General features: G+C 41.4%; 16 protein-coding genes. All 16 read left to right on the forward strand.

The window, feature by feature from the left end; all coding sequences use genetic code 11:
- Positions 1–62 precede the first annotated feature (62 nt).
- The 16 genes from Q8S11_RS05735 (at position 63) to Q8S11_RS05810 (ending at position 25,785) form a co-directional block, all read left to right on the forward strand.
- Positions 63–1,148, forward strand: a complete 1,086-nt coding sequence (locus tag Q8S11_RS05735) for a Gfo/Idh/MocA family protein (RefSeq protein WP_305661120.1) — start codon at positions 63–65, stop codon at positions 1,146–1,148.
- Between the two features lie 63 nt (positions 1,149–1,211).
- Complete coding sequence (locus Q8S11_RS05740; protein WP_305661121.1) at positions 1,212–2,219, forward strand: 3-hydroxyacyl-CoA dehydrogenase family protein; 1,008 nt, start codon at positions 1,212–1,214, stop codon at positions 2,217–2,219.
- 21 nt (positions 2,220–2,240) lie between these two features.
- Positions 2,241–2,882 carry a carbohydrate-binding family 9-like protein gene (locus Q8S11_RS05745; RefSeq protein WP_305661122.1) on the forward strand — a complete coding sequence of 214 codons (642 nt, stop codon included), beginning with the start codon at positions 2,241–2,243 and terminating at the stop codon, positions 2,880–2,882.
- A 32-nt stretch (positions 2,883–2,914) separates the two neighbouring features.
- Entirely contained in the window at positions 2,915–3,313 is a 399-nt protein-coding gene (locus Q8S11_RS05750; RefSeq protein WP_305661123.1) for a RidA family protein, read from the forward strand.
- Between the two features lie 247 nt (positions 3,314–3,560).
- On the forward strand, positions 3,561–4,649 hold the full coding sequence (locus Q8S11_RS05755; protein WP_305661124.1) for a dipeptidase: 1,089 nt from the start codon (positions 3,561–3,563) through the stop codon (positions 4,647–4,649).
- Positions 4,650–4,664: 15 nt separating this feature from the next.
- The gene (locus Q8S11_RS05760; protein WP_305661125.1) at positions 4,665–5,759 is read left to right on the forward strand and encodes a D-TA family PLP-dependent enzyme; all 1,095 of its coding nucleotides are present in this window, start codon (positions 4,665–4,667) and stop codon (positions 5,757–5,759) included.
- A gap of 27 nt (positions 5,760–5,786) precedes the next feature.
- Positions 5,787–8,783 (forward strand): hypothetical protein, encoded by a 2,997-nt coding sequence (locus tag Q8S11_RS05765; protein WP_305661126.1) that lies wholly within the window; start codon positions 5,787–5,789, stop codon positions 8,781–8,783.
- A 1,283-nt stretch (positions 8,784–10,066) separates the two neighbouring features.
- Positions 10,067–12,169, forward strand: a complete 2,103-nt coding sequence (locus Q8S11_RS05770; RefSeq protein WP_305661127.1) for a PQQ-binding-like beta-propeller repeat protein — start codon at positions 10,067–10,069, stop codon at positions 12,167–12,169.
- A gap of 232 nt (positions 12,170–12,401) precedes the next feature.
- Positions 12,402–13,442: a ThuA domain-containing protein gene (locus Q8S11_RS05775; RefSeq protein ID WP_305661128.1), complete on the forward strand. Its 1,041-nt coding sequence runs from the start codon at positions 12,402–12,404 to the stop codon at positions 13,440–13,442.
- A gap of 456 nt (positions 13,443–13,898) precedes the next feature.
- Positions 13,899–16,949, forward strand: a complete 3,051-nt coding sequence (locus tag Q8S11_RS05780) for a SusC/RagA family TonB-linked outer membrane protein (RefSeq protein ID WP_305661129.1) — start codon at positions 13,899–13,901, stop codon at positions 16,947–16,949.
- Between the two features lie 23 nt (positions 16,950–16,972).
- Positions 16,973–18,553, forward strand: coding sequence for a SusD/RagB family nutrient-binding outer membrane lipoprotein (locus Q8S11_RS05785; RefSeq protein ID WP_305661130.1), 1,581 nt, complete (start codon positions 16,973–16,975; stop codon positions 18,551–18,553).
- Between the two features lie 160 nt (positions 18,554–18,713).
- Positions 18,714–19,736 carry a Gfo/Idh/MocA family protein gene (locus Q8S11_RS05790; RefSeq protein ID WP_305661131.1) on the forward strand — a complete coding sequence of 341 codons (1,023 nt, stop codon included), beginning with the start codon at positions 18,714–18,716 and terminating at the stop codon, positions 19,734–19,736.
- A 73-nt stretch (positions 19,737–19,809) separates the two neighbouring features.
- Entirely contained in the window at positions 19,810–20,832 is a 1,023-nt protein-coding gene (locus Q8S11_RS05795; protein ID WP_305661132.1) for a Gfo/Idh/MocA family protein, read from the forward strand.
- A gap of 19 nt (positions 20,833–20,851) precedes the next feature.
- Complete coding sequence (locus Q8S11_RS05800; protein ID WP_305661133.1) at positions 20,852–21,631, forward strand: PIG-L deacetylase family protein; 780 nt, start codon at positions 20,852–20,854, stop codon at positions 21,629–21,631.
- 53 nt (positions 21,632–21,684) lie between these two features.
- Positions 21,685–22,617, forward strand: coding sequence for a hypothetical protein (locus Q8S11_RS05805; protein WP_305661134.1), 933 nt, complete (start codon positions 21,685–21,687; stop codon positions 22,615–22,617).
- A 72-nt stretch (positions 22,618–22,689) separates the two neighbouring features.
- The gene (locus tag Q8S11_RS05810) at positions 22,690–25,785 is read left to right on the forward strand and encodes a PVC-type heme-binding CxxCH protein (RefSeq protein ID WP_305661135.1); all 3,096 of its coding nucleotides are present in this window, start codon (positions 22,690–22,692) and stop codon (positions 25,783–25,785) included.
- Positions 25,786–25,833: the final 48 nt, after the last annotated feature.

Here is a 25,833-nt window from a genome sequence, read left to right on the forward strand (position 1 = left end):
AATAACCGGGCAGAAATTATAAAACCTATACCTTAAAACCTATAAATTGAACAATATCTAATATGCAAAATCAAGAAAAACCAATTCGTGTCCTTGTCTTAGGCTGTGGAAACATGGGTGCTTCGCATGCAATGGCATATCATACAAATCCTGGGTTTGAGATTGTCGGACTTATATCCCGAGGTAAATCCAAGGAATTATTGAATGCTAAAATGGGAAATAAATATCCATTATTTGATGATATGGATGAGGCAATGAAGGCTACAAAACCGGATGCGGTTTGTATCTCTACCTATCCTGATACTCATGAGAAATATGCCGTTCAGGCTTTCGAAGCGGGCTGTCATGTCTTTATCGAAAAACCGGTTGCCGATTCTGTGGAAGGTGCAGAACGTGTAGTAGCTGCGGGTAAAAAGGCGAATAAGAAATTAGTTGTGGGTTATATCCTGCGTCATCATCCATCATGGGAAAAATTTATTGAACTGAGCGGGGAATTGGGTAAACCACTTGTTATGAGGATGAATTTAAACCAGCAGAGTGATGGTGCAATGTGGACTCTTCATCGCAATCTGATGAATTCCCTGAGTCCGATCGTGGATTGCGGGGTTCATTATATAGATGTAATGTGTCAGATGACCCGTTCAAAACCGGTACAGGTTTATGCCATCGGAGCAAGATTAACTGAGGAAATACCTGCCGGAAATTACAATTACGGTCAGTTACAAATCCGTTTTGAGGATGGTTCCGTAGGATGGTATGAAGCAGGCTGGGGACCAATGATGAGTGAGACTGCATTTTTTGTAAAGGATGTGGTCGGACCAAAAGGATCAGTATCCATCGTAGCTAAAGAAGCCGGTGCTTCTGGAAAATCTTCTTCTATTGAAGCCCATACAAAAACTGAATCAATACGTTTTCACCATGCCGATCTGAACAAGGATGAGCTCTTCGCAAGAGAAGATACCTGGATCAATCTGGAAGACGAGCCTGATCATCAGGAACTCTGTAACCGGGAACAGGCGTATTTTTTAAAGGCTATCCTTGAGGATCTTGATTTGACCGCACATGGGGAAGACGCAGTAAACAGCCTGCGAATTGCCTTTGCCTGCGATGAATCTGTCAGGACTGGTAAAGTGGTTACATTTCCTTGATAATCAAATCTTTGTCTGAGAAAACTCTTTAGCTCTTAATGGTATTAATATATTTAACTAGATATGTCAATTAAAACAAATGAAATTCCGGTAGGAGTTATCGGTCTGGGCCTGATGGGCTGCAGCATTACCACATGCCTGCTGATGGCCGGACATCCTGTAGTGGCAATTGCTCCGATCAGTATCGATATGACCACCGCCGAATCGCGTATCCGCAAACATTTTGTCAAGGCAAAAGAGGAGGGATTAGTTAATGAAGATCCGGAATTCTATTTTAAAAATCTGATTATTACGGAAGATTACGGAGCGCTTAAGCCCTGCAAACTGGCTATCGAATGTACCCTTGAGAGCGAAGAAATTAAAAAGGTAGTTTATGGTAAGATTGAAGCCGTTATTGCTGAAGATGCACTGATGACCAGTAATACTTCCGCCATTCCAATCAGCATCCTGCAGAAGATGACCAAACACCCTGATCGTTTCTTCGGATTGCACTGGGCTGAGCCTTCGCATACCACCCGGTTTTTAGAGGTGATCTGCGGCGATCAAAGCGATATTGAAAAAGGCGAATACCTTTACGAGCTTTCTAATTACTGGAACAAGGAAGCGACTTTGGTTAGAAAGGACATCCGCGGGTTTATCGGCAATCGTTTAATGTATGCCATGTACCGGGAGGCTTTTTATCTGGTTGAAAACGGGTACGCAACTGTTGAAGACGTTGACAGGGCATGCCGCAATAATACCGGTTACTGGATGACTCTTGTAGGTGTATTCGGATGGATGGACCTGACGGGTGTGCCTGCTTATCATAATGTAATGAAGGATCTTAATCCTACCCTTTGCAATGATACCCATGTACCAAAACTGATAGATGATATCGTCAAGGCAGGTGGAAAGGGAGTTGCCAATGGTCATGGTTTTTATAAGTATACACCTGAGGAATCAAAATTGTGGGAAGAGACCTTTGCTGATTTCAATTATGAAATCAGGAATCTGGCAATGAAATATCCTTTTGATATCGTCAAAAGAAAGCTTGCGAAGCTGAAGGAAGAAAAAGAAGGTAAAGACACTTAGTATGAAACTAAAATTAGACTGATGAAAACACTTTCTATGCCTTATATCCATGTTGAGGATATCAATGCGGTAGACGAAATTTCAGCAAAGCTGGATCATGTTCATCAGGAACTGATCAATATCACGCCATGGGCAGCATACCCCTATAAACCTGAGCTTGCTTTTGCAATGGCTTATGGGGACCAGGGTGTATTTCTGAAGTTTTACGTAGAAGAGAAGCATATCCGGGCAATTTATTCAGAACCGAATGATCCGGTATATAAGGACAGTTGTGTGGAGTTTTTCGTCTCTTTCGGTGACGAAAAGGAATACTATAATTTCGAGTTCAATTGCGCAGGAACCTGTTTGCTCAGTTTTGGCGAAGGCAGGGCTAATCGTATCATGTTGGGTTATGAGCTGATCAAATCAATCGCGTTCAGGAGCTCAATAAAACCTGCAAGCAATAAGGATTCAAATATCGGTTGGGACTTGACCCTGTCAATTCCATTCAGCGCTTTTCAATTCCATCAGATCAAGTCCCTGAAAGGCCAAAAATGCCGTGCTAACTTTTATAAATGCGGCGATGATCTTCCTGAACCCCATTTTGTGGTCTGGAATAACATTGAAACTGCGGAACCAGATTATCACCGACCGGAATTTTTCGGTTCAATACAATTTAATTAACAATTTTATCAATAATATTAACTAAAAAGAAAATGGAAAAAATAGAAATACAACATCCGGATAAGGCAGATAAAAGTTTTACAACAGGAGCATATTCAGCAGGGGTTTTGGCAGCAGGCGACTGGTTGTTTGTAAGCGGACAGGCTGCGGTAGATTTTACAACAAGTACTTTCGTGTTGGGTACTATTGAGGAAGAAACACATCTGACTATTCACAATGTTAAGCGCATTTGTGAAGCAGCAGGATTTACCCTTGACGATATTGTGAAATGTACGGTTCATTTGAGTGATATTAAAGATTTTGATCGCTACAATGCGGTTTATGCAACATATTTTACAAAGGTTAAGCCTGCACGTACAACTGTACAATCAGGTTTAGGCCATGGCATTAAAGTGGAGATCGATGCGATCGCATTTCGCCAGGGACGGTAATATTAGTATTAACCTCAATTCGATTGTTAATATAGGTTAACCACATAGACACATAGTCTTTTTGTTTAAATATGAGTGAAATATAGACCGCTAAAGGAATTTCACATAGTTAGAAGCCCGGCTTCCGGGCTTTATGTACTATGCCCTAACATATAACACACTAAAAATATGTATCTATGTGGTTTTTAATTGCGACGTAAAGAAAATTTAGCTTTTAAATGTTTCTCTTACTTTTCAGAATAAAGAAATGACTGAAGAACCACTATTTATTTTTGATTGCCATCTCGATCTGTCAATGAATGCGATTGAATGGAACCGGGATCTTAAAAAATCTGTTTATGAGATCCGGGACAGCGAGATGGGAATGACAGATAAACTTGATCGGGGTCTTGGAACAGTAGCATTGCCTGAGTTGCGCAAGGGTAAGATTGGCCTGGTGGTAGCCACGCAGATCGCCCGTTACGTGGAAAAGGGCAGCCTTATTCCGGGCTGGAATTCTCCAGAAATTGCCTGGGGAATTTCCCAGGCTCAGTTAGCCTGGTATCGTGCGATGGAAGATCAGGGTGAAATGGTACAGATTACAAACCTGACCCAGATGGAAGCCCATCTGGCACTTTGGTTTGATAAAACCATTCCAGATCAGGGGAAACCGGTGGGCTATATTCTCAGTCTTGAAGGCGCTGATTCATTCGTCAATATTTCATATCTTGAAAAGGCATATGCCTATGGCCTGAGGGCTTGTGGTCCGGCACATTATGGCCCCGGCAGGTATGCCGCAGGTACCGGCAGGACCGAAGGGCTTACAGCCGCAGGGAAGGAGCTGGTTGCAGAAATGGATAATTTGAATATGATCCTGGATGTTACTCACTTAACAGATAAGGGCTTTGATGAGGCAACATCTATGTACAAGGGGCACGTATGGGCAAGTCATCATAATTGCCGGAAACTGGTAGATAACCAGAGGCAGTTAACAGATGATCAGATAAAAGTTCTGATAGAAAGAAATGCTGTGATTGGCGGAGTTTTCGATACCTGGATGCTGACCGATAACTGGGTCCGAGGCAAAGATGATCCAAAAGAAAGAAATGTGCACCTCGAACTGATCGTTGATCATTATGATCATATTTGCCAGCTCGCAGGAAATAGCCTGAACGTTGCCATTGGAAGTGATCTTGATGGTGCATATGGTAAGGAACAATCGCCATATGATCTTGAAGATATTTCCGATTTGCAGAAGCTGAATGGGATGTTAAAGCGGAGAGGATATTCGGCAGAAGATATTGAGAATATATTTTATAAAAACTGGTTGCGCTTCCTGAGAAAAGCCTGGGCCTGATTTAAAGATCTTCCGATGAACTGGTACACAATAAAAGATGTAGAAAATATTGATTCTCCGGCACTGGTGGTTTATAAGGATCGGGTTGAGCATAATATCCGGAAGGTTTTGTCTATGGTCAAAGATCCGGCACAGCTCAGACCCCATGTTAAGACCAATAAAATGCTTGAGGTCTGCAAAATGATGCGGGATTCAGGGATCAGGAAGTTTAAGGCTGCAAGCATAGCTGAAGCAGAAATGCTGGGAATGGCAGGTGCTGAAGATGTGATACTTGCCTATCAGCCTGTAAAGCCAAAATTTCTCCGTCTTTTGAAGCTTATTGATGCATATCCTGCCACAAAATATTCCTGTTTAGTGGATAATATCGATTCTGCCCGTATGTTCTCCGGAATTGTTTCAGACTCCATTCAGGTCTTTATCGACCTTAATGTCGGGATGAATCGCACAGGAATCAAACCTGCAATCGCATATAAATTATTTAAAGAATTAGAAAACCTCCCTGGCATTGAATTCAAAGGCTTTCATGCCTATGATGGCCATATCCGGGATTATGATCTTGCCGAAAGAATTGATCATTGTAACCGGGACTTCAAGGAGGCTGAAGAACTTCGCAATAAAATTCAGTCCGAAGGATATAGTTTACCACTGCTTGTCGCGGGTGGAACCCCAACATTTGCCATTCATTCATCAAAGCATAATACAGAATGCTGCCCGGGAACATTTATTTTCTGGGATAAGGGATATCATGATGCACTGCCTGAGCAGGACTTTCAGTATGCAGCGCTTATGCTAACACGGGTTATTTCACTCCCGGCTGAAGACAAAATCTGCATCGATCTTGGGCATAAGTCGGTTGCTTCAGAAAACGATCTGCAAAAGAGGGTTTACTTTATGGACCATCCTGAGTTAAAGCCAATGGGTCAGAGTGAAGAACATCTGGTTATTGAGGTAAATAAGGGTCATAGTTTTAAGATTGGAGATGTTCTATATGCACTCCCGATACATATTTGCCCTACAGTAGCACTTTACGATCGTGCGGTAATTATAAAAGATGGGGTAGTTTGCGATCATTGGAAAGTAATTGCCAGAGACAGACAGATTAATTATTGACAATTATCAGGTCTTAAAATAATTATTATGGTTGCAGAAATCTTGCTGAATACAAGGTTTAGGATTTTGTATTCCTTTCTCCCGACTGTACATTCAGTGCGTATCCATACGCTGAACACTTTTTTCAGAACATTTCTGGTCACCTTCTTGGGGTTTATAGTTGAATCTGCAAATCCTTTATTTGCTTCCGATATCATTATTCAGAATGATAAAATCGAATATGCCATTGATGAACGGGGTAAGAACCTGCGTTTTATCGATAAGGCAAGCAAAATTGATTATCTCGATAAAAAATCAGCTTCTTATTTTGCCTCAATCAAAAAAGATGGCAGGGAATTTCCCCTTAGTACTGTTTCGCTCAAAGGCAATCTTTTAAAACTGGAATTTAAAACTGCCGGCCTGACCGCTGAACTGCATGTGGACATTGAAAAAGATCGTGTCAAATTGGAAGTGCTTGAGGTAAGCGGGGCAGCAGAATCCCTGACCTTCATTAATATTCCGCTTAAGCTGGAAGGAATGCCTTATGAACCTTTTGCTGCTTGTGTTTTATCCCTGAACTTACAGACTCATGTTTTTGCGCTTCCGGCATTGCAATCTCATTTGAAAGCTACAGCTTATGAGCGTTTTGGGATGAAAGGGGCAAAAGTGACGGTTTTGGGCGTTCCTCAAAAAGAGATGCTTCCACTGATAAGGGATGTAATGATTAATGCACCTGATATTCCACATTCGAATGCCGGTGGAGCCTGGGCACAACAGTCGAAAGAAGGTTTTGGCTCTTATCTGATGAATTTTGGTACACTCACTGAAGATACCGTAGATGATTGGATTAAAATGTGTGAAAGCCTGGGTTTTACACAGATTGATAATCATGGAGGAGGTAAATTTTTTCGCTTTGGGGATTTCGAACTCGATCCTGAAAAATGGCCGGATGGATGGAATACTTTCAAGCGGATCAATAAGCGCCTTCATGATGCGGGTATATCTTCCATTTTTCATACTTATGCCTTTTTCATTGATAAGAATTCAAAATATGTAACGCCAGTCCCGCGAGAGGATTTAGGCTATTTCAACTCTTTTACCATTACAAAATCAATCGGTGCAGAGGATACTGAAGTTGAGGTTAAGGAGTCGACTGCGGACATTTCATTAATCACGGGATTTTTTGTCAGGAATAGTCGCACCATCCGTGTAGGGACTGAGCTGATTGAATTTGATGGGATAACGAAAAATGCCCCGTATAAATTCACCGGACTTAAGCGTGGTGCAAACGGGACGAAAGTATCCGCACATAATGCGAATGAAAAAGTATATCACCTCAGGGAAATGTTCGGAAGGTTTGCACCTGGAATAGAAACACCCTTATTCAGTGAGATCGCTAAAAGAACCGCTGAAATTGTGGATCAGGCAAATTTCGACGGGATTTATTTCGACGCGATTGATGGGAGCGATATCCTTGACGGGCCCGAAAATTTCTGGTATTATGGTGGTAAATTCGTATTTGAAGTTGCTAAGAATTTAAAACGACCCGTTGGCATGGAGATGAGTTCCATGATACATCATTGGTGGCACTATCGTTCCAGGTGGCAGGCCTGGGACCGTCCGACACGCGGTTATAAACGATTCATCGATATACATTCCTCTTCCATTAAGTCGGATGAGTATGAGCATGGTTTATGGCGGGGAAATGTGGCTCAGATTAATAAAATTGCACCTGCAGAAAACGGTGGACTTTTACTTCCTCTACAGTTGGGCTGGTGGGCACATCAGACCTGGAATCCACCCCAGGTGGAACCAACATTCTCAGATGATATCGAATATCTCGGCTGCAAAATGATTGGTAATAATGCCGGACTGGCTATGCTGGGCGGTTTTGATGAGAAAGCCCTGAATGAAAGTCCGGTTTTCAGGAGACTGAATGCAATCATAAAGCAGTACGAAGAATTGCGCCACAAGAATTATTTCAGTGAGAACATTAAGCAACAACTGAGAGTCCCGGGGAAGGATTTCTCCCTGTTTCAGTCGGCCGATGGGACCTGGAAGTTCAAACCAATGAGTTATCAGAAGCATAAGGTTTCAGGTCTTGACCATCCTTCTGTAAGCTGGAAGGTTAAAAATGAATTTGCAGCGCAGCCATTGCAGTTGAGGATCGAACCATTAATGTCTGTCAAATCGTATGATGATCCGGAAAATATAGTATTGTCCGATTTCTCAGGCATTGCAGAATTTAAACAGGATTCTACAGCAAAGGGAATCAGCGGGGGATTAAAGCCTGCTTTTGAGAAGACAGGTACAGGTGAGCAGACTATTTCTTTTACTGCTCAAAGCACGGGTATATCAGCGAGGGATGCATCCTGGATTAATATGCAGAAGAAATTCGAGCCGATTCTGGATCTGAGAAACAATAAGGCTTTGGGTGTTTGGATAAAAGGGGATGGCAATGGGCAGCTATTAAATTTGAGGCTCGAAAGTCCGCATCATATTTCACATGGTGCCCGTGGGGATCACTATATTAAAATCGATTTTACAGGTTGGAAGTACTTTGAGCTGGTGGAAATTGAGTCTTCTGAGTTCAGTAATTATAGTTGGCCCGCGCCCTATTCTAGTGCCAGCTTTTATGTTTATGATTCCTATCGCCATGAAGTGGCATTCGATAAAGTAGATAAACTGCAAATATGGTATAATAATCTTCCCGCGGGTAAGCAGGTTGAAACGCTGATCGGTCCGGTGAAAGCTTTACCTATCGTTTCAACTACGATTGTCAATCCTTCAATAATGATTGGTACTGAAAAAATTGTGTTCCCGGTCAGCATGGAATCGGGTATGTATCTGGAATTTAAGTCGGCAACTGATTGTAAGCTTTACGGACCTAAAGGCGAATTCATCAAAGATGTTCAGATACAGGGTAAGGTCCCGATGCTTAGAACCGGTGAAAATCAGATATCCTTTGGTGCAGAACCCAATAGTGGAGTTAAACCACGGGTACAGGTTACCATAATTACTGAGGGTAAGCCGCTGCTGAATTAAAAGTCCTTTGAGTAAATATGAGTGAATTACTCATGCGATTTTTTTCCTTACTCATACTTTATGAGTGAATATGAGTATTTCTTGTTTTAAGTTTTGACATTTATACAGCAATTGTAATTGATGTCAGATCTTGAACATATTGCGCGGACCCTGGGTACCATCGGGAAGAATCAGATAGAGACAATTGAACACCATCTTCGTACCAAGTAGTGTCCAAGTTCGTACCTTGTTCGTATAAGAGTGCCCTGGCGGTGGTCTGGAGGGGGTGTTGTACGAACAACGTACGAAGAAGGTACGAACAAAACCTAATGTTGGTACCCACCCGGACCGGATTAATGACCGCTCAACCAGTCAATTTCGGTCAATTTCGGTCAATTTTTATGCTGTTCCTGACTTCTACTCATTTTGTGCGGTACCGGTACACAGCAATTTAATTTTTTACAATTCAATTTAACAATTATGGGAATCGATTTAAGTAATGTGAGTTCGGTATAAGGAAGGGTGAAAAATACGGTTATTATTGATCTGATAAGGCTCTGCAGCCGAAATAATTGGTTTTGGAAAGCAGAACCTCTGTGTTATAGCTTAGTTCAGCCCTTTCCTGCGGAGTATTTCCGGCAAGAAATCGCGTTCCATTTCAAATTACGAATAGCCGGAAGATACCACCTTCGGCAAGGTTTATTTTACACGGAGCTATTTTTCATCGGGACGGCCAGCCCGGCAGAAGGACCATTTGCCTTTTGAAATAAACCCGGGTGGCAGCTGTAGCGTTTTGCCAGGTAGATTTTCATACTTCAGAGGAACTTCCAGGCAAAAACTACAGCAGAACACGGGACTGTCAGTACCGAAGAGAAATAGACCCTGCTTTATAAAACAATAGAAAATCATCAATCTAAATTTTCCCTCAGAATGATTTTCTATCGAACTCTCGTTAAATAGTGACATTTCGGGTAAGCTAGTAGCGATATCCTCAGCCACAATTATGAAAATAATCTCCTATAAGTTCATTCTTCATCCAATTCTGTTTCTGTAAAATAGTATTACTAATGTAAAAGGAAGTATCAGCTTGTCCTCTTGCTCCAGCTTATTTTTGAATTAATTCCTTTCTTTTAAGTCAGAAAGAAGATTAAAACAGTGTTTTTTTGATTTACAAGCTTCAGACATTTGCAGATGATCTGTACAGGTAAAACGGCATGGGATTAAATCTTCCCTCTCATATCTCCCTGTCTGGTATATTCTACATATAATAGAAGTATCATCTCTAATAAAATTTAAATATTGGTATGAAAAAATTGCTTCAACTTCTCTGTATTTCATTATTCTTTGTATTTGGGATATTTGCATTTACTAACCAGAATGATAATAGTGAAGACTGGCCTGCATATCTTGGAGGTCCAGAAATGAATCACTATTCTTCACTTGATCAGATCAATAGATCGAATGTTAGCAGGCTTGAAGTGGCCTGGCAATATAATACGCTGGATTCAGGAGTTTTTCAGTGTAATCCGATAATTATTAAGGGCGTTTTATATGGGATCTCCGCGGCTGGCAATGTATTTGCGCTGAACGGGGCCACCGGTGAAGAGAAATGGCGGTTTAATCCGGATACTATTAAAAGGTTTCTCGTTAACCGTGGGGTAACTTACTGGGAGGATGGTGAAGACAAGCGCATTTTATGCAGTTATGATCAGTGGTTATATGCCCTCGACGCAAAAACAGGTAAGCCTGTAAAAGAATTTGGAAACAATGGCCGGGTAAGCTTGAAATCTGGCCTGGGGAAACCCGAGGCTCTCGAAAAGAAGTATTTAATGTCGAGAACACCGGGCACTATTTACAAGGATCTGCTCATTATGCCAACGGTGATGATGGAAAGTGCCGGAGCAGCCCCCGGTTTTATCCAGGCATTCAATGTCAGGACGGGGAAGATAGCCTGGGTTTTTCATACCATACCCTTACCGGGGGAGTTTGGCTATGATACCTGGCCTGCTGATGTTCATGAGAAGGGAATTGTTGGTGGAGCGAACAATTGGACAGGAATGGCAATTGATAATAAACGGGGCATAGTGTATGCTCCGACGGGAGCGGCGGCTCCCGATTTTTTTGGAGGAAGCAGAAAGGGGGCGAACTTATTTTCCAGTACGCTTCTTGCTTTAGATGTTAATACAGGCAAGAGGATATGGCATTACCAGTTCGTTAGACATGATATATGGGACAGGGATATTCCTTCCCCACCGAATTTGATGACCATCAAAAGAAATGGTAAAAGCATTGATGTAGTTGCCCAATTCACAAAATCCGGTCATGTTTTTGTGTTTGACCGGGCAACAGGGGAACCTGTTTTCCCTATCAGGGAAGTGGCTGTCCCAAAATCACCGGTTGCAGAAGAGGAGGCATGGCCTACGCAACCGCTTCCAGTCATGCCTGCTCCAGTCTCCAGGAATTTAATAACTGAGTCTGATCTGAATACAGCTTCCCCCGATTATGATTCTTTACTTCAGGTATTCCGCGGAACCGTGAAAGGCATATTTCAGCCTTTGAGTGATAAACCTACGCTGGTTGTCCCGGGATTGAATGGTGGTGCAGAATGGGGAGGTGCAGCTGCAGATAAGGATGGTATTTTATATGTCAATTCTAATGAAGTCCCCTGGATTGTAACCATAAAGTCGAACACAGGCTTGGGGGAAATGAGTCGCGGGCAGGCAATGTACGTTCAAAATTGCAGCCCCTGCCATGGTGTGGATAAATTCGGAAATCCGGCAAGTGGATTTCCGGCTCTTAGCACTATCAAAAACAAGCTGAAGAAATCTGAAGTTCATGAGATTATTGGCAGTGGTCAGGGGAAGATGCCCGGCTTCCCTCAAATTTCGGAGGAGGACAGGAAAGCAATCTCAAACTATCTGTTTGATGAAGAGAGTGAAAAAGATAAGCTTGCTTCGGCAAAGAATGTATTCGGTGCCGTTGAGCCCTGGGATCTAAAGGGTTACAGCAAATTTCTGGATAGCAATGGGGATCCCGGAATAAAACCACCATGGGGGATACTGACTGCAGTCGACCTGAATACCGGCTTGCATAAATGGCAGGTACCACTGGGTGATGTTAAAAAATATAAGGATCAGGGGATTAAGACCGGGACTGAGAATTATGGCGGTCCGATAGTTACGGCGAGTGGTTTATTATTCATTGCTGCAAGCAAAGATGCCAAATTCAGGGTGTTTGATAAGCAAAACGGAAAGCTGTTATGGGAGGCAGATCTTCCAACGGCTGGATACGCAACACCAAGTACCTATATGGTAAATGGTGTTCAATATGTTGTTGTAGCATGTGGTGGAACAAGATTAGGGGCTGATAAGGGAGATTATGTGGTTGCGTTTAAACTCCGGAAATAGATTAATGAGCTTAATAAAATAGAACAAGAATCAAGAACCAAGAGCCAGGAATCAAGACTAAATCCATGTTAACTATGCATTTAGCATTATTGAACAAGGATCAAGGTACAAAGGATAAATAACAAGGAACAATGAACGAGGAACAAAAAACAAAGACATTGATATTCATTGGACAATTAGTTTCTCATATCTCATATCTCACATCTCATATCTCACATCTCACATCTCAACAATGAATACACAATCAAACTCTACTAGAATTTCAATCCTGATTAAGTATACTTTAATAGGCATACTACTTCTTTCCATACATTCAGCCTTTGCTCAAAAAGAAGGTCCCTGGCTGCATTTTTCACCCCCTGAAGGGCAATCTAATGGAAAATATATTGTTCTTGTTGGCGGGGATGAGGCCTACCGTTCAGAAGAGTCCTTACCAATGCTGGCCAAAATTTTAGCCGAACATCATGGATTCCGGACTACTGTACTATTCGCCATTAATCCTGAAACCGGGTTTATTGATCCGAATTTTCATCAGAATATTCCGGGTCTTCAATTTTTATCAACAGCCGATCTGATGATCATTGCAACCCGGTTCAGAGAGCTGCCGGATGATCAGATGCAGCACATCCACAATTATTTTGTAGCAGGGAAGCCGGTAATTGGCTTGCGGACTGCCACACATGCATTTCATTATAGCCGGAATCCGAATAATAAGTATGCGAAGTATGGATTTAAAAGTGTACAGAAGGGCTGGGAAGGCGGATTTGGGAAGCGTATACTGGGAGAAAACTGGGTGAATCATCACGGAGCCAGTGGAAAGGAGGGCACCCGGGGATTAATAAACGGACTGGAAGCTGCAGATGGCAATCCGATACTGAAGGGAATCAATGACATCTGGACAACAACTGAGGTATACGGGATTAAAAGTCTCCCATCAAATTCTAAGGTTTTGCTTTGGGGACAGGGAACAGAGGGAGTGTTTCCTGCTGGATCGGGTATCTGGACAAGGTCCATCATGCCGGTTGCCTGGACCAGAACTTATTTAAGTGAGTCAGGTAAAAACGGCAGAGTGTTTACAACTACCATGGGCGCTGCAATTGATTTTATCAATGAGGATTTGAGGCGCCTGGTTGTGAATGCGTCCTACTGGACTGTGGGTCTGGAGAAAAATATACCCGAGAAGAGCAATGTAGATTTTGTAGGTAAATATGAACCTACAATGTTCGGAATGAATGGGTTTCAGAAGGCTAAAAAGCCGCTGGATTATAAATAAAAGAATGCACGATAAGTTCGTCTTCGCTTTCGAAAGAGCGAGGACTTACGAACTTACTTAGGCGACATGCAAGATAAGTTCGTCAGTCGCCTCCCAGATATGTGACTAACGAAATCTACTTTCCACTCGTTTAGGTGATTTCGCGAGTCTGAGAGTAAAAACTCTGCTGTTCGGGATGTTAGCTGCGCATCCCGCACTCCAGATAAAAGCGGGTTTTAAACCCGCATCATCTGAAATTCGACATGCCTTGCAGAACATGTCGAACAGCGGTGTCCCGAAATATATTTTAAGGTGTAAAACAGAGCAATAATGGATTTAAAGCCATAATTGTAATAAATCAGCTATTTATCTGATAAATAGCATTCTTGTAATATAGTATTATTAATATAAATAGAAGTACTGGACTGAGGCTCATATGAAGGTTAAATTTGATTTCACCTTAAACAATAATTAATTATGAGAAGTATTTTACTACTATTTTTCGTGTTGTTTAGTACGTCGTACTATGCAAATGCCCAAAATCGCAACATAAGTGGTGTGGTTTCTGACACGAAGGGAGAGACTCTTCCCGGAGTGAGTGTTAAAGTAAAAGGATCAGCAATAGGAACATCCACAGATTTGGATGGAAAGTATTCCTTAAGCGTACCCCCCAATTCAACATTGGTTATTACTTACATTGGCTATGTAACCAAAGAGGTTGCTGTAAATGATCAATCACAGATCAACATTACTTTAGAGTCATCTTCAACATCTTTGAGTGAAGTTGTTGTTACAGCTCTGGGTATAGAGCGGGAATCGAAAACCCTGACCTATACTGTACAAACTGTAAACCCAGAGGCACTGTCAAAGGCCCGTGAATTTAACGTGGCAAATTCCTTAGCAGGTAAAGTTGCAGGATTGAACTTTCAAACATCTACTCAAGGTGTTGGCGGTGCTTCCAGATTAATATTAAGAGGTAACCGTTCCATCAGCGGAACCAGTGAGCCTCTTTATATTGTGGATGGGGTTCCCGGAAATTTCACAAACATCAATCCTGATGATGTAGAAAGTATTACAGTTCTTAAAGGACCTAATGCTGCTGCATTGTATGGTTCATCTGCAAGTAATGGTGCTGTTGTAATCAATACAAAAAAAGGAGCTGACGGTTTTAAGGTTAGCTTTAATCAGTCTTACACTGCTGACCTGCCTAATATCCTGATTGATTATCAGAATGAGTATGGTCAGGGAACAAATGGTATATATGCAAAGCAATCTGCCCGTAACTGGGGCCCAAGAATGGATGGCAGAATGGTGGAGCACTGGTCAAATGATCCAAATTGGACAGGACCTAAAGAATATGCATTCCTTCCACAGCCGGATAACATCCGGGACTTTTTCCAGACTGGTAAATTATCTGCATCTAACTTAGCGATATCAACAGGTAACGAAAAGCACCAGACCTATTTTTCTTATACTTTTACTGAAGGAAATGGTGTAGTGCGTAATAATGATATTAGCCAGCATAACGCCAACTTGAGATTAAACAACAAACTTGGAGACAAGTTGACTCTTGATTCAAAACTTTCATATATAAAGAAGAATATTCTAAATCCAATTCCCGCATTTATTAACTATGAGAATCAAATGTGGAATGGATATCAGATCCTGCGTAACTTACGTACTGAGGATATCAGAAAATATGAATTCACAGACCCTGCTACAGGTTATCCGGTCCGTCACTATTGGAACGTAGCCGATTTGGATCCCGGAAATGCATATGGTATTGTAGAAAAAATCAGAAATAATACTTTTGAAGATCAGGTAACTGCCTTTTCAACATTGAAATATGATTTCAGCAAAAATTTATCTGCTTTTGTCAGATCTTCATTGATTCGCTCGTTTGGCAGTTCAGAAAAGACCCTTCAGGGAGGCCTTGTAAATTTATTGCCTGTTACGGGTTCATACTCAGTGGGTGCCAGCGATGCTACCCGTTGGGATAATGACGTTTTAGTTTCTTATAAGGGCACATTTAAGAGTGACTTTGAATACAATGCAAATATAGGTGCAAGTACTCGTTTAAACCGGAATTCTTCAACCAGTTCAAGTACCGGTGTTGGTTTAACTGTTCCGAACTTTTATGCTTTATCAAATACCCAGCAGGTTGTTTCTTCTTATAATGTAGGAAGTCCAAGGGATATGAGTTCAGTATATGGTTTTGGTCAGATTGGTTATAAGGGCGTTGTATATCTTGATGTAACCGGACGTAATGACTGGAGTTCAACACTTCCACGTGATAACTGGTCATACTTTTACCCTTCTGTTGGTTTAACAACCATCGTATCAGATATGATTGATATGCCTTCTTTTGTAAGCTTCGCTAAATTGAAAGCTTCTTATGCAGAAGTAGGTAGTGATACTTCACCATTCCAGTTGGATCGTACAGCAAGTATTGCTGCAGGTGGTTATAATGGATTCCTTACTTTAAGTGGAACATTACCTAATGCTCAGCTTAAACCAGAACGTACTAAAGGATTGGAATTGGGAGCAGATGTTCGCTTATTTAATGGCAGATTCGGAGTGGATTTCACATATTATAAAACAAACACTTTCAATCAATTGTTCTCAATTTCATTACCTCCGGCTTCAGGAGCTTCCAGCTTCTTTACCAATGGTGGTGATGTACAAAATAAGGGTATAGAATTAATGTTGAGTGGCAGTCCGGTTTCTTCTCCAAATGGATTGAACTGGGATATCGCCGTTAATTTCTCACGTAACGTAGGTGTGGTTCAGAAAATTCATGATACCCGATCTGCAATTATCCTTCAGGCAGGTGACCTTCGTGAAATCAGGGTTGAGGCTGGAAAGCGTTGGGGTGAAATGTATGTCAGAGGATTTGCAAGAGATCCACAGGGACGTATCATCGTTGAAAATAGCGGACAGCCAAGATACACTGCAGGAAAAACTGTTTATGCAGGTAATTCTGAGCCTGACTGGTTAGGTGGTATTCAAAACTCACTTTCTTTCAAGAGATTTAATTTTAGTTTCCTGATTGACGTTCGTCAGGGTGGTGAAATAGTTTCTTATACTAACTCCCAATTAGCAGCAGCAGGACTTACTAAGGAGACTGCAGTGGGTAGAGAAGGAAATTTAGTATTTGGAAAGGACTTTTTCACAACTGCGGGTGCCGTTAGAGTTGATGGTACTCCGAATACATTACCGATCAATGTTCAGGGATTCTGGGAATCAACCGGTGGGAGATCTGCAGGTTTGGTTGGAGAAATTCACACATCTTCAGCATCAAATGCACGACTTAGAGAGGTAGTTTTTGGATATTCTTTACCTAAGAAAACTCTTGGTGTTCCGATGAATATTGCTTTAACAGGCAGGAATGTATTCTTCCTGTATAATAAAGCACAATACATTGACCCGGATATGGTAGTTGGCACCAGTGCTGCTAATCAGGGTGATAGTAGTTTCGGCCCGCCTACTACAAGATCATTAGGAATTAATGTAAGTGTGGACTTTTAATTAATAATTAAAATATAAGTATTATGAAATCATTTAGATTAACATCGGTTATCTACATATTAACCTTCATCTTAACAGCTGTTTCGCTGAACAGTTGTACTAAGAATTACGAGGAATTAAATACTCGGCCGGATGCAATTATTGCTGATAAACTGGGCTCAGCTCAGATCGGGCAGGTATTTGCAAGAGCTCAGTTTACAACAATGACTTCCAGTTTCGAAGTTACACAAAACCTGTTTGCTGATATGTTCTCCCAATATTATGCACTGACCAGGCAGAGTTTCAACTCTGACAGATATGTGAATGTTGCCAGTTGGGCAAATGGCGCATTTAATGCCTTTTATAGTGGTGTAGGCAAGGATTTAGCATTTATTGAAGAATTGTCTGCTAAGAATCAACTGGCACTCCCTAATGCGGTAATCAAAGTCTGGAAAGTAAATTCATATCACAGAATTACTGACTATTGGGGCCCGGTTCCGTACAGTGAAGTAGGATCAGGTAAAGTCTCAATAAAATATGATACACAGGAGTCTATTTACACCGACTTTTTCAAACTTTTGGATGAGGCTGTGGTTGTTTTGAAAGCAAATACAGGAAAAACGGTATTTGCAGCTGATGATTTGATTTACAAAGGTGATGTGAACAAATGGCTGGCTTTGGCAAATTCCCTGAGACTACGTTTGGCATTACGCGTTAAATATGTCAATCCGGCTTTGGCTAAAACTCAAGCAGAAAAGGCAGTTGCTGATGGTGTAATCTTAGCCAACAGTGGGAATGCATTTGTCTATACTTCTATCAATAACCTGAATCCGCTTGGAAATATCTCCAATTTTGATAACTGGAGAATGAGTACCTCCATGGAGAGTATTCTGGTTGGTTATAATGATCCAAGACTTCCTCATTATTGGGAGCCTGTAGTTAGAGATCTTCGTAACGATGGTCGTCAGTATCATGGTCTTAGAAATGGTCAAAAAGTAGAGGATATGAGTGGAGGCCCACAAAATGAGTCACATTCAAAAATTGATATCAAGTGGTGGCGTCCTGATAGAGGTGGTTCCAATCCTCCGTTATTAGTAATGAATGCAGCTGAAGTTTATTTCTTAAGAGCAGAGGGAGCACTTGCAGGCTGGAATATGGGTGGTACTGCCAAGGCTTTGTATGAAAAAGGTATTGAAACTTCTTTACAGGAGGTAGCATCTGCCTCAGCTGCAGTAATTGCAAGCTATTTAAGTAGCACTAATATACCTGTTGCAATTAACGATGTTCATAAAACCCCTGCAGTTAGTAATATCCCTGTAGCGTATGAATCAGCAGGGTCTTTAGAAAGACAATTGGAACAAATTATCACACAAAAGTGGATTGCAATGTTTCCGAATGGATGGGAAGCATGGACAGAAATGAGAAGAACGGGCTATCCTAAATATTTACCAAGATTAAATTCTGATAATCCCGATGTTCCGAAAGATGTGATGATTAGAAGAATTATGTATGCTGAAGGAGAAGTTACCAGTAATCCTGATGGTCTGAAAGCTGCGCAAGCACTGCCGGAACTTGCTGGTGGGGATAAAAACAGCACTAAACTATGGTGGGATAAAAAGCCATAATTCTGATTAAAATAGTAATGGAATTCCGGTACAGCCTTCCTGAAAGATGGAAAGCTGTACCAGATTTTCATTAAATATTATAAATTCATGAATTGAACCGGAAATGATTCTTTTAATCCTGAAATACTCCTTCAGACAAAAATAAATGATAAATAAACCGATGAAAAATAGAATTCAACGTCGTGATTTCCTTAGAACCGCAGCGGTAGCAGGTATTGGTATTGGAATGACCAGTATGTCTCAAATGTTATTTGCAAATGATACTTCTCAAAGAAAGATCAGAATTGGTATTATCGGTCTATCAGTACATACTGAGGCTTTTTCAGAAATGCTTAATGCGGAAGTGGTTGATGCGGATATCAGTGGATTTCGGGTTGTTGCAATCTATCACCCAAAAGGTAATCCTGATGTCGAATTCAAAGCTGAGATGCTGGCCGACTGGGCCGTAAAGGCTAAAGGACGGGGAATTGAGCTTGTTGATTCTGTAGATGAGATGCTTGCTATGTCGGATGTTGTGATGCTTGAAACCAATGACGGAAGGCCGCATATGGAGCAATTATTGCCTGTTTTCAAAGCCGGAAAACCAGTGTTTATAGATAAGCCAATAGCAGCGAATTTAAAAGATGTGGTCGAAATATTGAACGCAGCAAAAAAATACAATGTGCCTATTTTCTCTTCCTCGTCGTTGCGCTATGTTAGCGGGGCCCAGGAAGTGCGAAATGGCAAGGTGGGTAAAGTCCTCGGTGCAGAGGCCTATAGCCCTGCCTCATTACAGGCATCCCACACAGATATGTTTTGGTATGGGATTCATGGTGTGGAGTCACTATATACGATAATGGGAGGCGCTGGTTGCCAGCAGGTAACCCGTACTCACACTCAGGATGCAGATGTTATTGTTGGCACCTGGGAGGGTGGCCGGATTGGGGTATTCAGAGGTTTGCGGGCCGGTACCAGAGGATATGGGGGGACTGCATTTGGTGAAAAAGGGATAGCTACAATTGGGACATTTGAAGGTTACAGGCGATTACTTGTTCCGGTAACTGAATTTTTCCGTACCCTGAAATCTCCTGTTGATCTGGCCGAAACACTGGAGATCTATGCATTTATGGAAGCGGCTGATGAAAGTAAACGACTTGGTGGCGTTCCGGTGACTTTGGCAAGTGTGCTGGCAAAAGCGAATTAATCATAGAGTAATCATTCTAAAATTATCAATTAAATAAAACAACAGTTTCAAATTATTAAAACAATAAGCATTTATGAAAAAGTATAATGTAGGTATAATTGGGTATAGTTGGGTTGCTACTGCACACATAACAGCTATCAATAAAAGTCCAAATGCTCAGGTTACGGCTATTTATTCATCACGTCCGCATGATGATGCAGCAGAAAGTGAAAAATGGGGATCTCCGATCAAAACCTATACTGATTTAAACGCAATGTTATCTGATAAGAGTATCGACGCTGTGTCGATCACGAGTTACTCTGATCAGCATGCCGCTCAAGCAGTTGCAGCTGCAAGAGCTGGCAAACACATTATTCTTGAGAAGCCAATGGCGCTTTCATGGGAGGATTGTTTACTTATTGAGTCGGAAGTTAAGAAGGCTGGAGTAAAGGTTTGTATCTGTTTTGAGTGCCGTTATTCCAATCAATTTATGGTTACTAAAGCACTTGTTGATACTGGTTTGATTGGAGATATTCATTATGCTGAGGTTGATTATCTTCACGGACTTGGTCCATGGTATGGTCAGTACCACTGGAACATTAAAAAGGATAAAGGCGGTAGTTCTATTCTTACAGCCGGTTGCCATGCATTGGACGCTATGCTTTTATTCATGGGAACTGAGGTTGAGGAAGTTACCAGCTATGAAACACAATCTAAAAACCCAATTTTCCAGGCTTATGAATATACTACCAGTAGGGTAAGTATTTTCAAATTTAAGGATGGAAGGATTGGTAAATCTTCAGCTATTATTGATTGTATTCAACCATACTATTTCCATACCCATCTTTTTGGTAGCGAAGGAAGTCTGCTGGACGATAAGTTTCACTCTGAGAAACTCGGGACTGACCATCATTTATGGAGTTCATTGGCTATGAAAATGCTGGATACAGGTGATGTTGCAGATCACCCTTATCAGGCACAGTTTGATAAGTTTTTTGAATGCCTGCTTGAAGGAGTAGATATGCCTCTGACAAGCTTAAGCGACGGAATAAAAACTCATGAGATCATTTTTGCTGCCGACAAATCTGCTGCGACTGGAAAACCGGTGAGATTATAATATTATTTGATAGGGGTAAATGAAGAAGACAGCGCTGGCAGTAGCCGCACATCCAGATGACATTGAATTCATGATGGCCGGGACTTTGGTTTTGTTAAAAAATCAGGGCTATGAGATCCATTATATGAATCTTTCAACAGGTAATTGTGGGAGTATAGAATACGATTCTTTAACTACTACCGAAATAAGGTTGAAGGAGGCTCAAAATGCTGCAGATATTTTGGGTGCACAATTCCATGGTCCGATATGTAATGATTTTGAAATTTTCTATGGGCTTGAATTACTCAGAAAATTAACCGGAGTTATCCGTATGGTTAAACCCTCGGTGATCTTAACTCATTCGCCGTCTGATTATATGGAAGACCATATGAATACCAGTCGTTTGGCGGTAACAGCTGCTTTTATTCGCGGTGTTCCTAATTTCGCTGCGGATCATTCTGCTGTAAATAATTATAACTGTGCCGTTTACCATGCCTTGCCTCATTCCCTTTTAGATCCACTTAGAAAGAAGGTAATACCTGAAATCTTTGTTAATACCAGTGCTGTTCACGCCACTAAGCGCAAAGCTCTGGAGGCCCATAAAAGTCAGCAGAATTGGCTGGAAGACAGTCAGAAGATGAATTCCTACATACAGGCGATGGAAAACTTTTCATTATCAGTTGGAACCATGTCCAATCGGTTTGAGCATGCAGAAGGATGGAGAAGGCACCTCCATTTCGGATTTTCGGAAGATGGATTCGATCCTCTGAAAGAGCTTGGGGACTGCTATCTAACTAATAAAGATTACAAGTTTGAATAACGAGGTACTAAACAACAAACAACAAAATACAATAACCATTTTAAAATTATATTATGCGTAAGAAAAGTTCTATTGCTCCGGGTTGGTGGGATTATACCACACTGGATTTAGGTCAGAAAGTAACAGATAAAATTGCAGCCTTGACACCTGAAGAAATGATCGCTATGTCAAGACCGGGTTTCAAAGTTGTCTTTTATGATACAATTGAAGAGTTTTATCTGGCTGAAGCCCTTGAGTTTATAAGCTCATGGAAATCAGCTACTGCAGCTAATCCTGTTGGTATTTGCGGGCCAATCGGCCCGACAGAGCAGTTGCCCCTGGTTGCAATGCTTGTAAATGAATTGGGCCTGTCACTTAAACATGCACACTTCTGGTGTATGGATGAGTGGGTAATCGATGGAAAGGAAGTTCCTGAAAGTCATCCCTTATCGTTTAAAAGGGCATTCAAATCATTATGTCTTAACAGAATACGTAAAGATTTAGTGATGCCAGATGAGAACGTCCATTTCGCAAAAGCAGATACCGCTGAGTACATCAATAGCTGGACAAAAGCAAAATGTGCGATTATGCAGGGTGGACAGGGTGATGTAAAACACTGGGCATTTAATGAACCGCCTATGCGTGAAGGGAAATATATTGATAATCCGCCTACAGTTGAAGAATATAAGCAACTAACAACTCGCGTTCTTGATCTTCACCCGATCACGATTGCGCAAAACTCAAGATTACATTGCGGAGGAAATGCGCCAACAATCCCAACTCAGGCAGTAACTGTTGGTCCTAAGGAAACATGGCAGGCTGATAAAGTTTCAATCTGGCATGCAGGCGCTCATGATAATCCATTTGGTCAAAGATTAACGACTTATATGATTTCTAACAAAATTCCTGATGTATCTGTTCCGATGTCTGTGCTTTCAGATCATCCAAATGTTCAGTTCAACTTTTTAAGGTCAGGATTGGGCACATGTTCAGTAGAAATGCACTAATACTAATAAAGCAGATACCTTGCAAAAAAGCAGGTATCTTGCTTAGTAAAATAACGTTTTAATAAATAAAAGATGAATCAACTCAAAGAACTAAGAAAATTACTGGTGCGACCTATTTTTCTTAATGGCAGTACTATTTTAAAATTGGTTGCGCCTGCACTCTTAATCCCTTTGATTATTTTTTTGGTGAGCTGGACACAAAGCCCAAAGTTTGAACTCAGGGCAGGTGATAAAATTGCAATTATTGGTAATGGACTTGCCGATCGTATGCAGCACGATGGCTGGTTGGAAACCTATATGCAATCTGTTTATCCTAATGGAAAATTAGTTTTCAGGGACCTCGGCTATACCGGTGACCAGGTTCATTATCGCCCAAGGGCCCATGAAGGTTTTGGAGATAGCGATACGCATTTGACGAGTGTTGGTGCTAATGTTATTTTCGCCTTTTTTGGATACAATGAATCTTATGAAGACAAGCCTGCCGAGTTTAAGAAGCAATTAGTTGCTTTTATAGACTATACCCGGAAGCAAAAATACGATACGAAAGCTGCACCTCGCCTGGTTCTGTTTTCACCGATAGCCCATGAAAATCTCAATTCAAAAAATTTCCCGGACGGTAAAGAGAACAATCGCCGCTTAGCAGCATACACACTCGCAATGTCTCAGGTTGCCAAAGAAAAAGGTGTTCCTTTTCTGGATATATTCAATGCTACACAGAAAATGTATGATAGCACGACTGAACCTTTGACAATCAATGGAGTTCACCTGAATAATGAAGGAAACAGAAGATTAGGGCTTTATATTACTGAAACATTGTTTGGTAAAAAAGTAAGCATGGCCAAAGTCGGACTCGATTCATTACGCAGCTCAGTATTAGACAAAAACTGGCATTGGTTTAGCCGTTATCGCGCAACCAGTGGAAATGATGTTTGGGGTACACGTACCATTCAGGATGGCAACTATGTTACCCTACAGAACGAGCTAAGGATGTTAGAAGCGATGACCGCGAACAGGGATAAGCGTATTTGGGCAAGGGCACAAGGGAAAGATATTAAAGTTGATGACAGCAATGTCCCTGAGCCATATCCTGTTGGAACACATATTACCCGGAATGTAGAGTATCTGAGGGCTGAAGATGCGATTAAACGAATGACAGTGCCCCAGGGTATGAAAGTTACCGTTTTTGCTTCAGAGGATAAGTTTCCTGAGATAGCTAATCCCGTAGCAGTTCAGGTTGATACAAAGGGTCAGATTTGGGTTGCTTCATGGGCTACATATCCAAAGTGGGAGCCAATGAAACCAATGAATGACCGCATAGTTACACTTAAGGATGAGGATGGTGATGGTGTTGCTGATAAAGCTACAACTTTTGCCTATGTTTCAAATCCAACAGGTTTTGAATTATGGAATGGTGGTGTGATCGTGGTTTCTGCACCAGATATTTTATTTCTTAAGGATACCGACGGAGATGGAGTAGCCGATGTACGTTACCGTATGTTAGGTGGTTTGGGCTCTGATGATACCCATCATACTGCAAATAATCTGATCTATGGCCCTGATGGTAACATTTACTACCAGAGAGGTATTTTCATTCTTGAAAATATCGAAACTCCATGGCGTAAAAGTGCTGAATCAGGTGAGTCGGGTTTATATCGATTTAACCCACGCACCTACGATTTTTCACTCGTAGTGGATAACAGTCCAAATCCACATGGAATCAGTTTTGATAAATGGGGTAATCAGTTCATTTCTGATGGTACAAGTGGCCGGTCATTTCAGGTTTATTTCAAGCGAACTGTAACTTCTACTACAGATAAGGGTGATTTTGATAAACGCCCTTTATTTAAGCAAACCATCCGGCCATATACTTCAAGCCAGATCCTATCCAGTGGAAATTTCCCTGAAGAATATCAGAATAACTTCCTGGTTTACAATGTAATTGGATTTCAAGGTATTAAGAGATACAAACTTAACTATCTGGATGAAGGCGTAATTGAAGGTGAGGAAGTTGGTAACTTAATTTATACTGGCAGCAATCCTGCATTTGCACCAAGTACTGAAGCAACACCTCGTGTAGTTACGAAAGATTTTACCGGAGATCCTAACTTCCGTCCGAGTGATGGCGTGGTAGGTTTTGATGGGGCATTGTACTTTGCCGACTGGCATCAGGCTATAATTACCCATTCACCTTATAATCTGAGGGATTTAAGCCGTGACCACCAGCATGGACGGATTTATCGTATGGTAGCTGTTGATCGCCCATTGCAAAAACCGGTTTCGATCTATGGTGAGCCAATTGAAAACCTTTTGGAACTTTTCAGACATCCTGTTGATGGAATTCGTCATGCAGTTCGTGTAGAGCTGAGTGCCCGTAATACGGATGAAGTAATTCAGAAAGCACAGGAATGGGTTGCTAAATTAGATCCTAAGAAAAAGGAAGATGCCTTACCAATGCTTGAAATACTTTGGTTACATCAGCAGCATAATGTAATAAACAGACCATTGCTGGTTAAGGTTCTTAGTTCTCCTGAATATCAGGCTAGACTGGCAGCTCAAAAGGTAAATTTCTTCTGGAGTGGAAAGGATACATTCAAACCGGCTAAATCCGAGTCTAGCGTTTCCGGAATGCAATTTCGAACCGGTTATGAGAAATTCTGGAAAGTTCCTGGATCTATGGACCCTACTACAAGCCATCAGGATCATAAATCGGCAGCTCCAAAGCCTTCTGCACCTGCCAGCACACCTGCTGCCAGTACCAAGGGGCCGGAATTGCAGAATGACAGGGTTGCGATCCTGACCATAGAAGCAACTGATGAACTGCGTTTCAAAGTGAAGGGTCAATTATTGTCGGAGTTTACTGTAAAGGTAGCTCAGCCGGTAGAAATTACAGTTGAGAATCTGGGCTTAATGCCTCATAATCTTTTGATAACCAAACCCGGAACTGTTGATATAGTTTCGCAAAAAGCAATTGAACTTGGAGAGAACGGGGCAGCTAAGAATTATGTCCCTGATGGCGATATGGTGCTTTATGCAACTAAGCTATTAATGGGTGCCGGCAAGGAGACAATCAAATTTACGGCTCCCGCTACGGCAGGAGATTATCCTTTCGTATGTACATTTCCTGGTCACTCGTTTACAATGCGTGGGATTATGAAGGTGGTCAGGTAATCAGGTAATAAAGTATCCACCACAAATCAAAAGAACTAAATTTTAGAA

It is taken from the genome of Daejeonella sp. (assembly GCF_030695525.1).
In the GTDB taxonomy this organism is placed as follows: domain Bacteria; phylum Bacteroidota; class Bacteroidia; order Sphingobacteriales; family Sphingobacteriaceae; genus Daejeonella.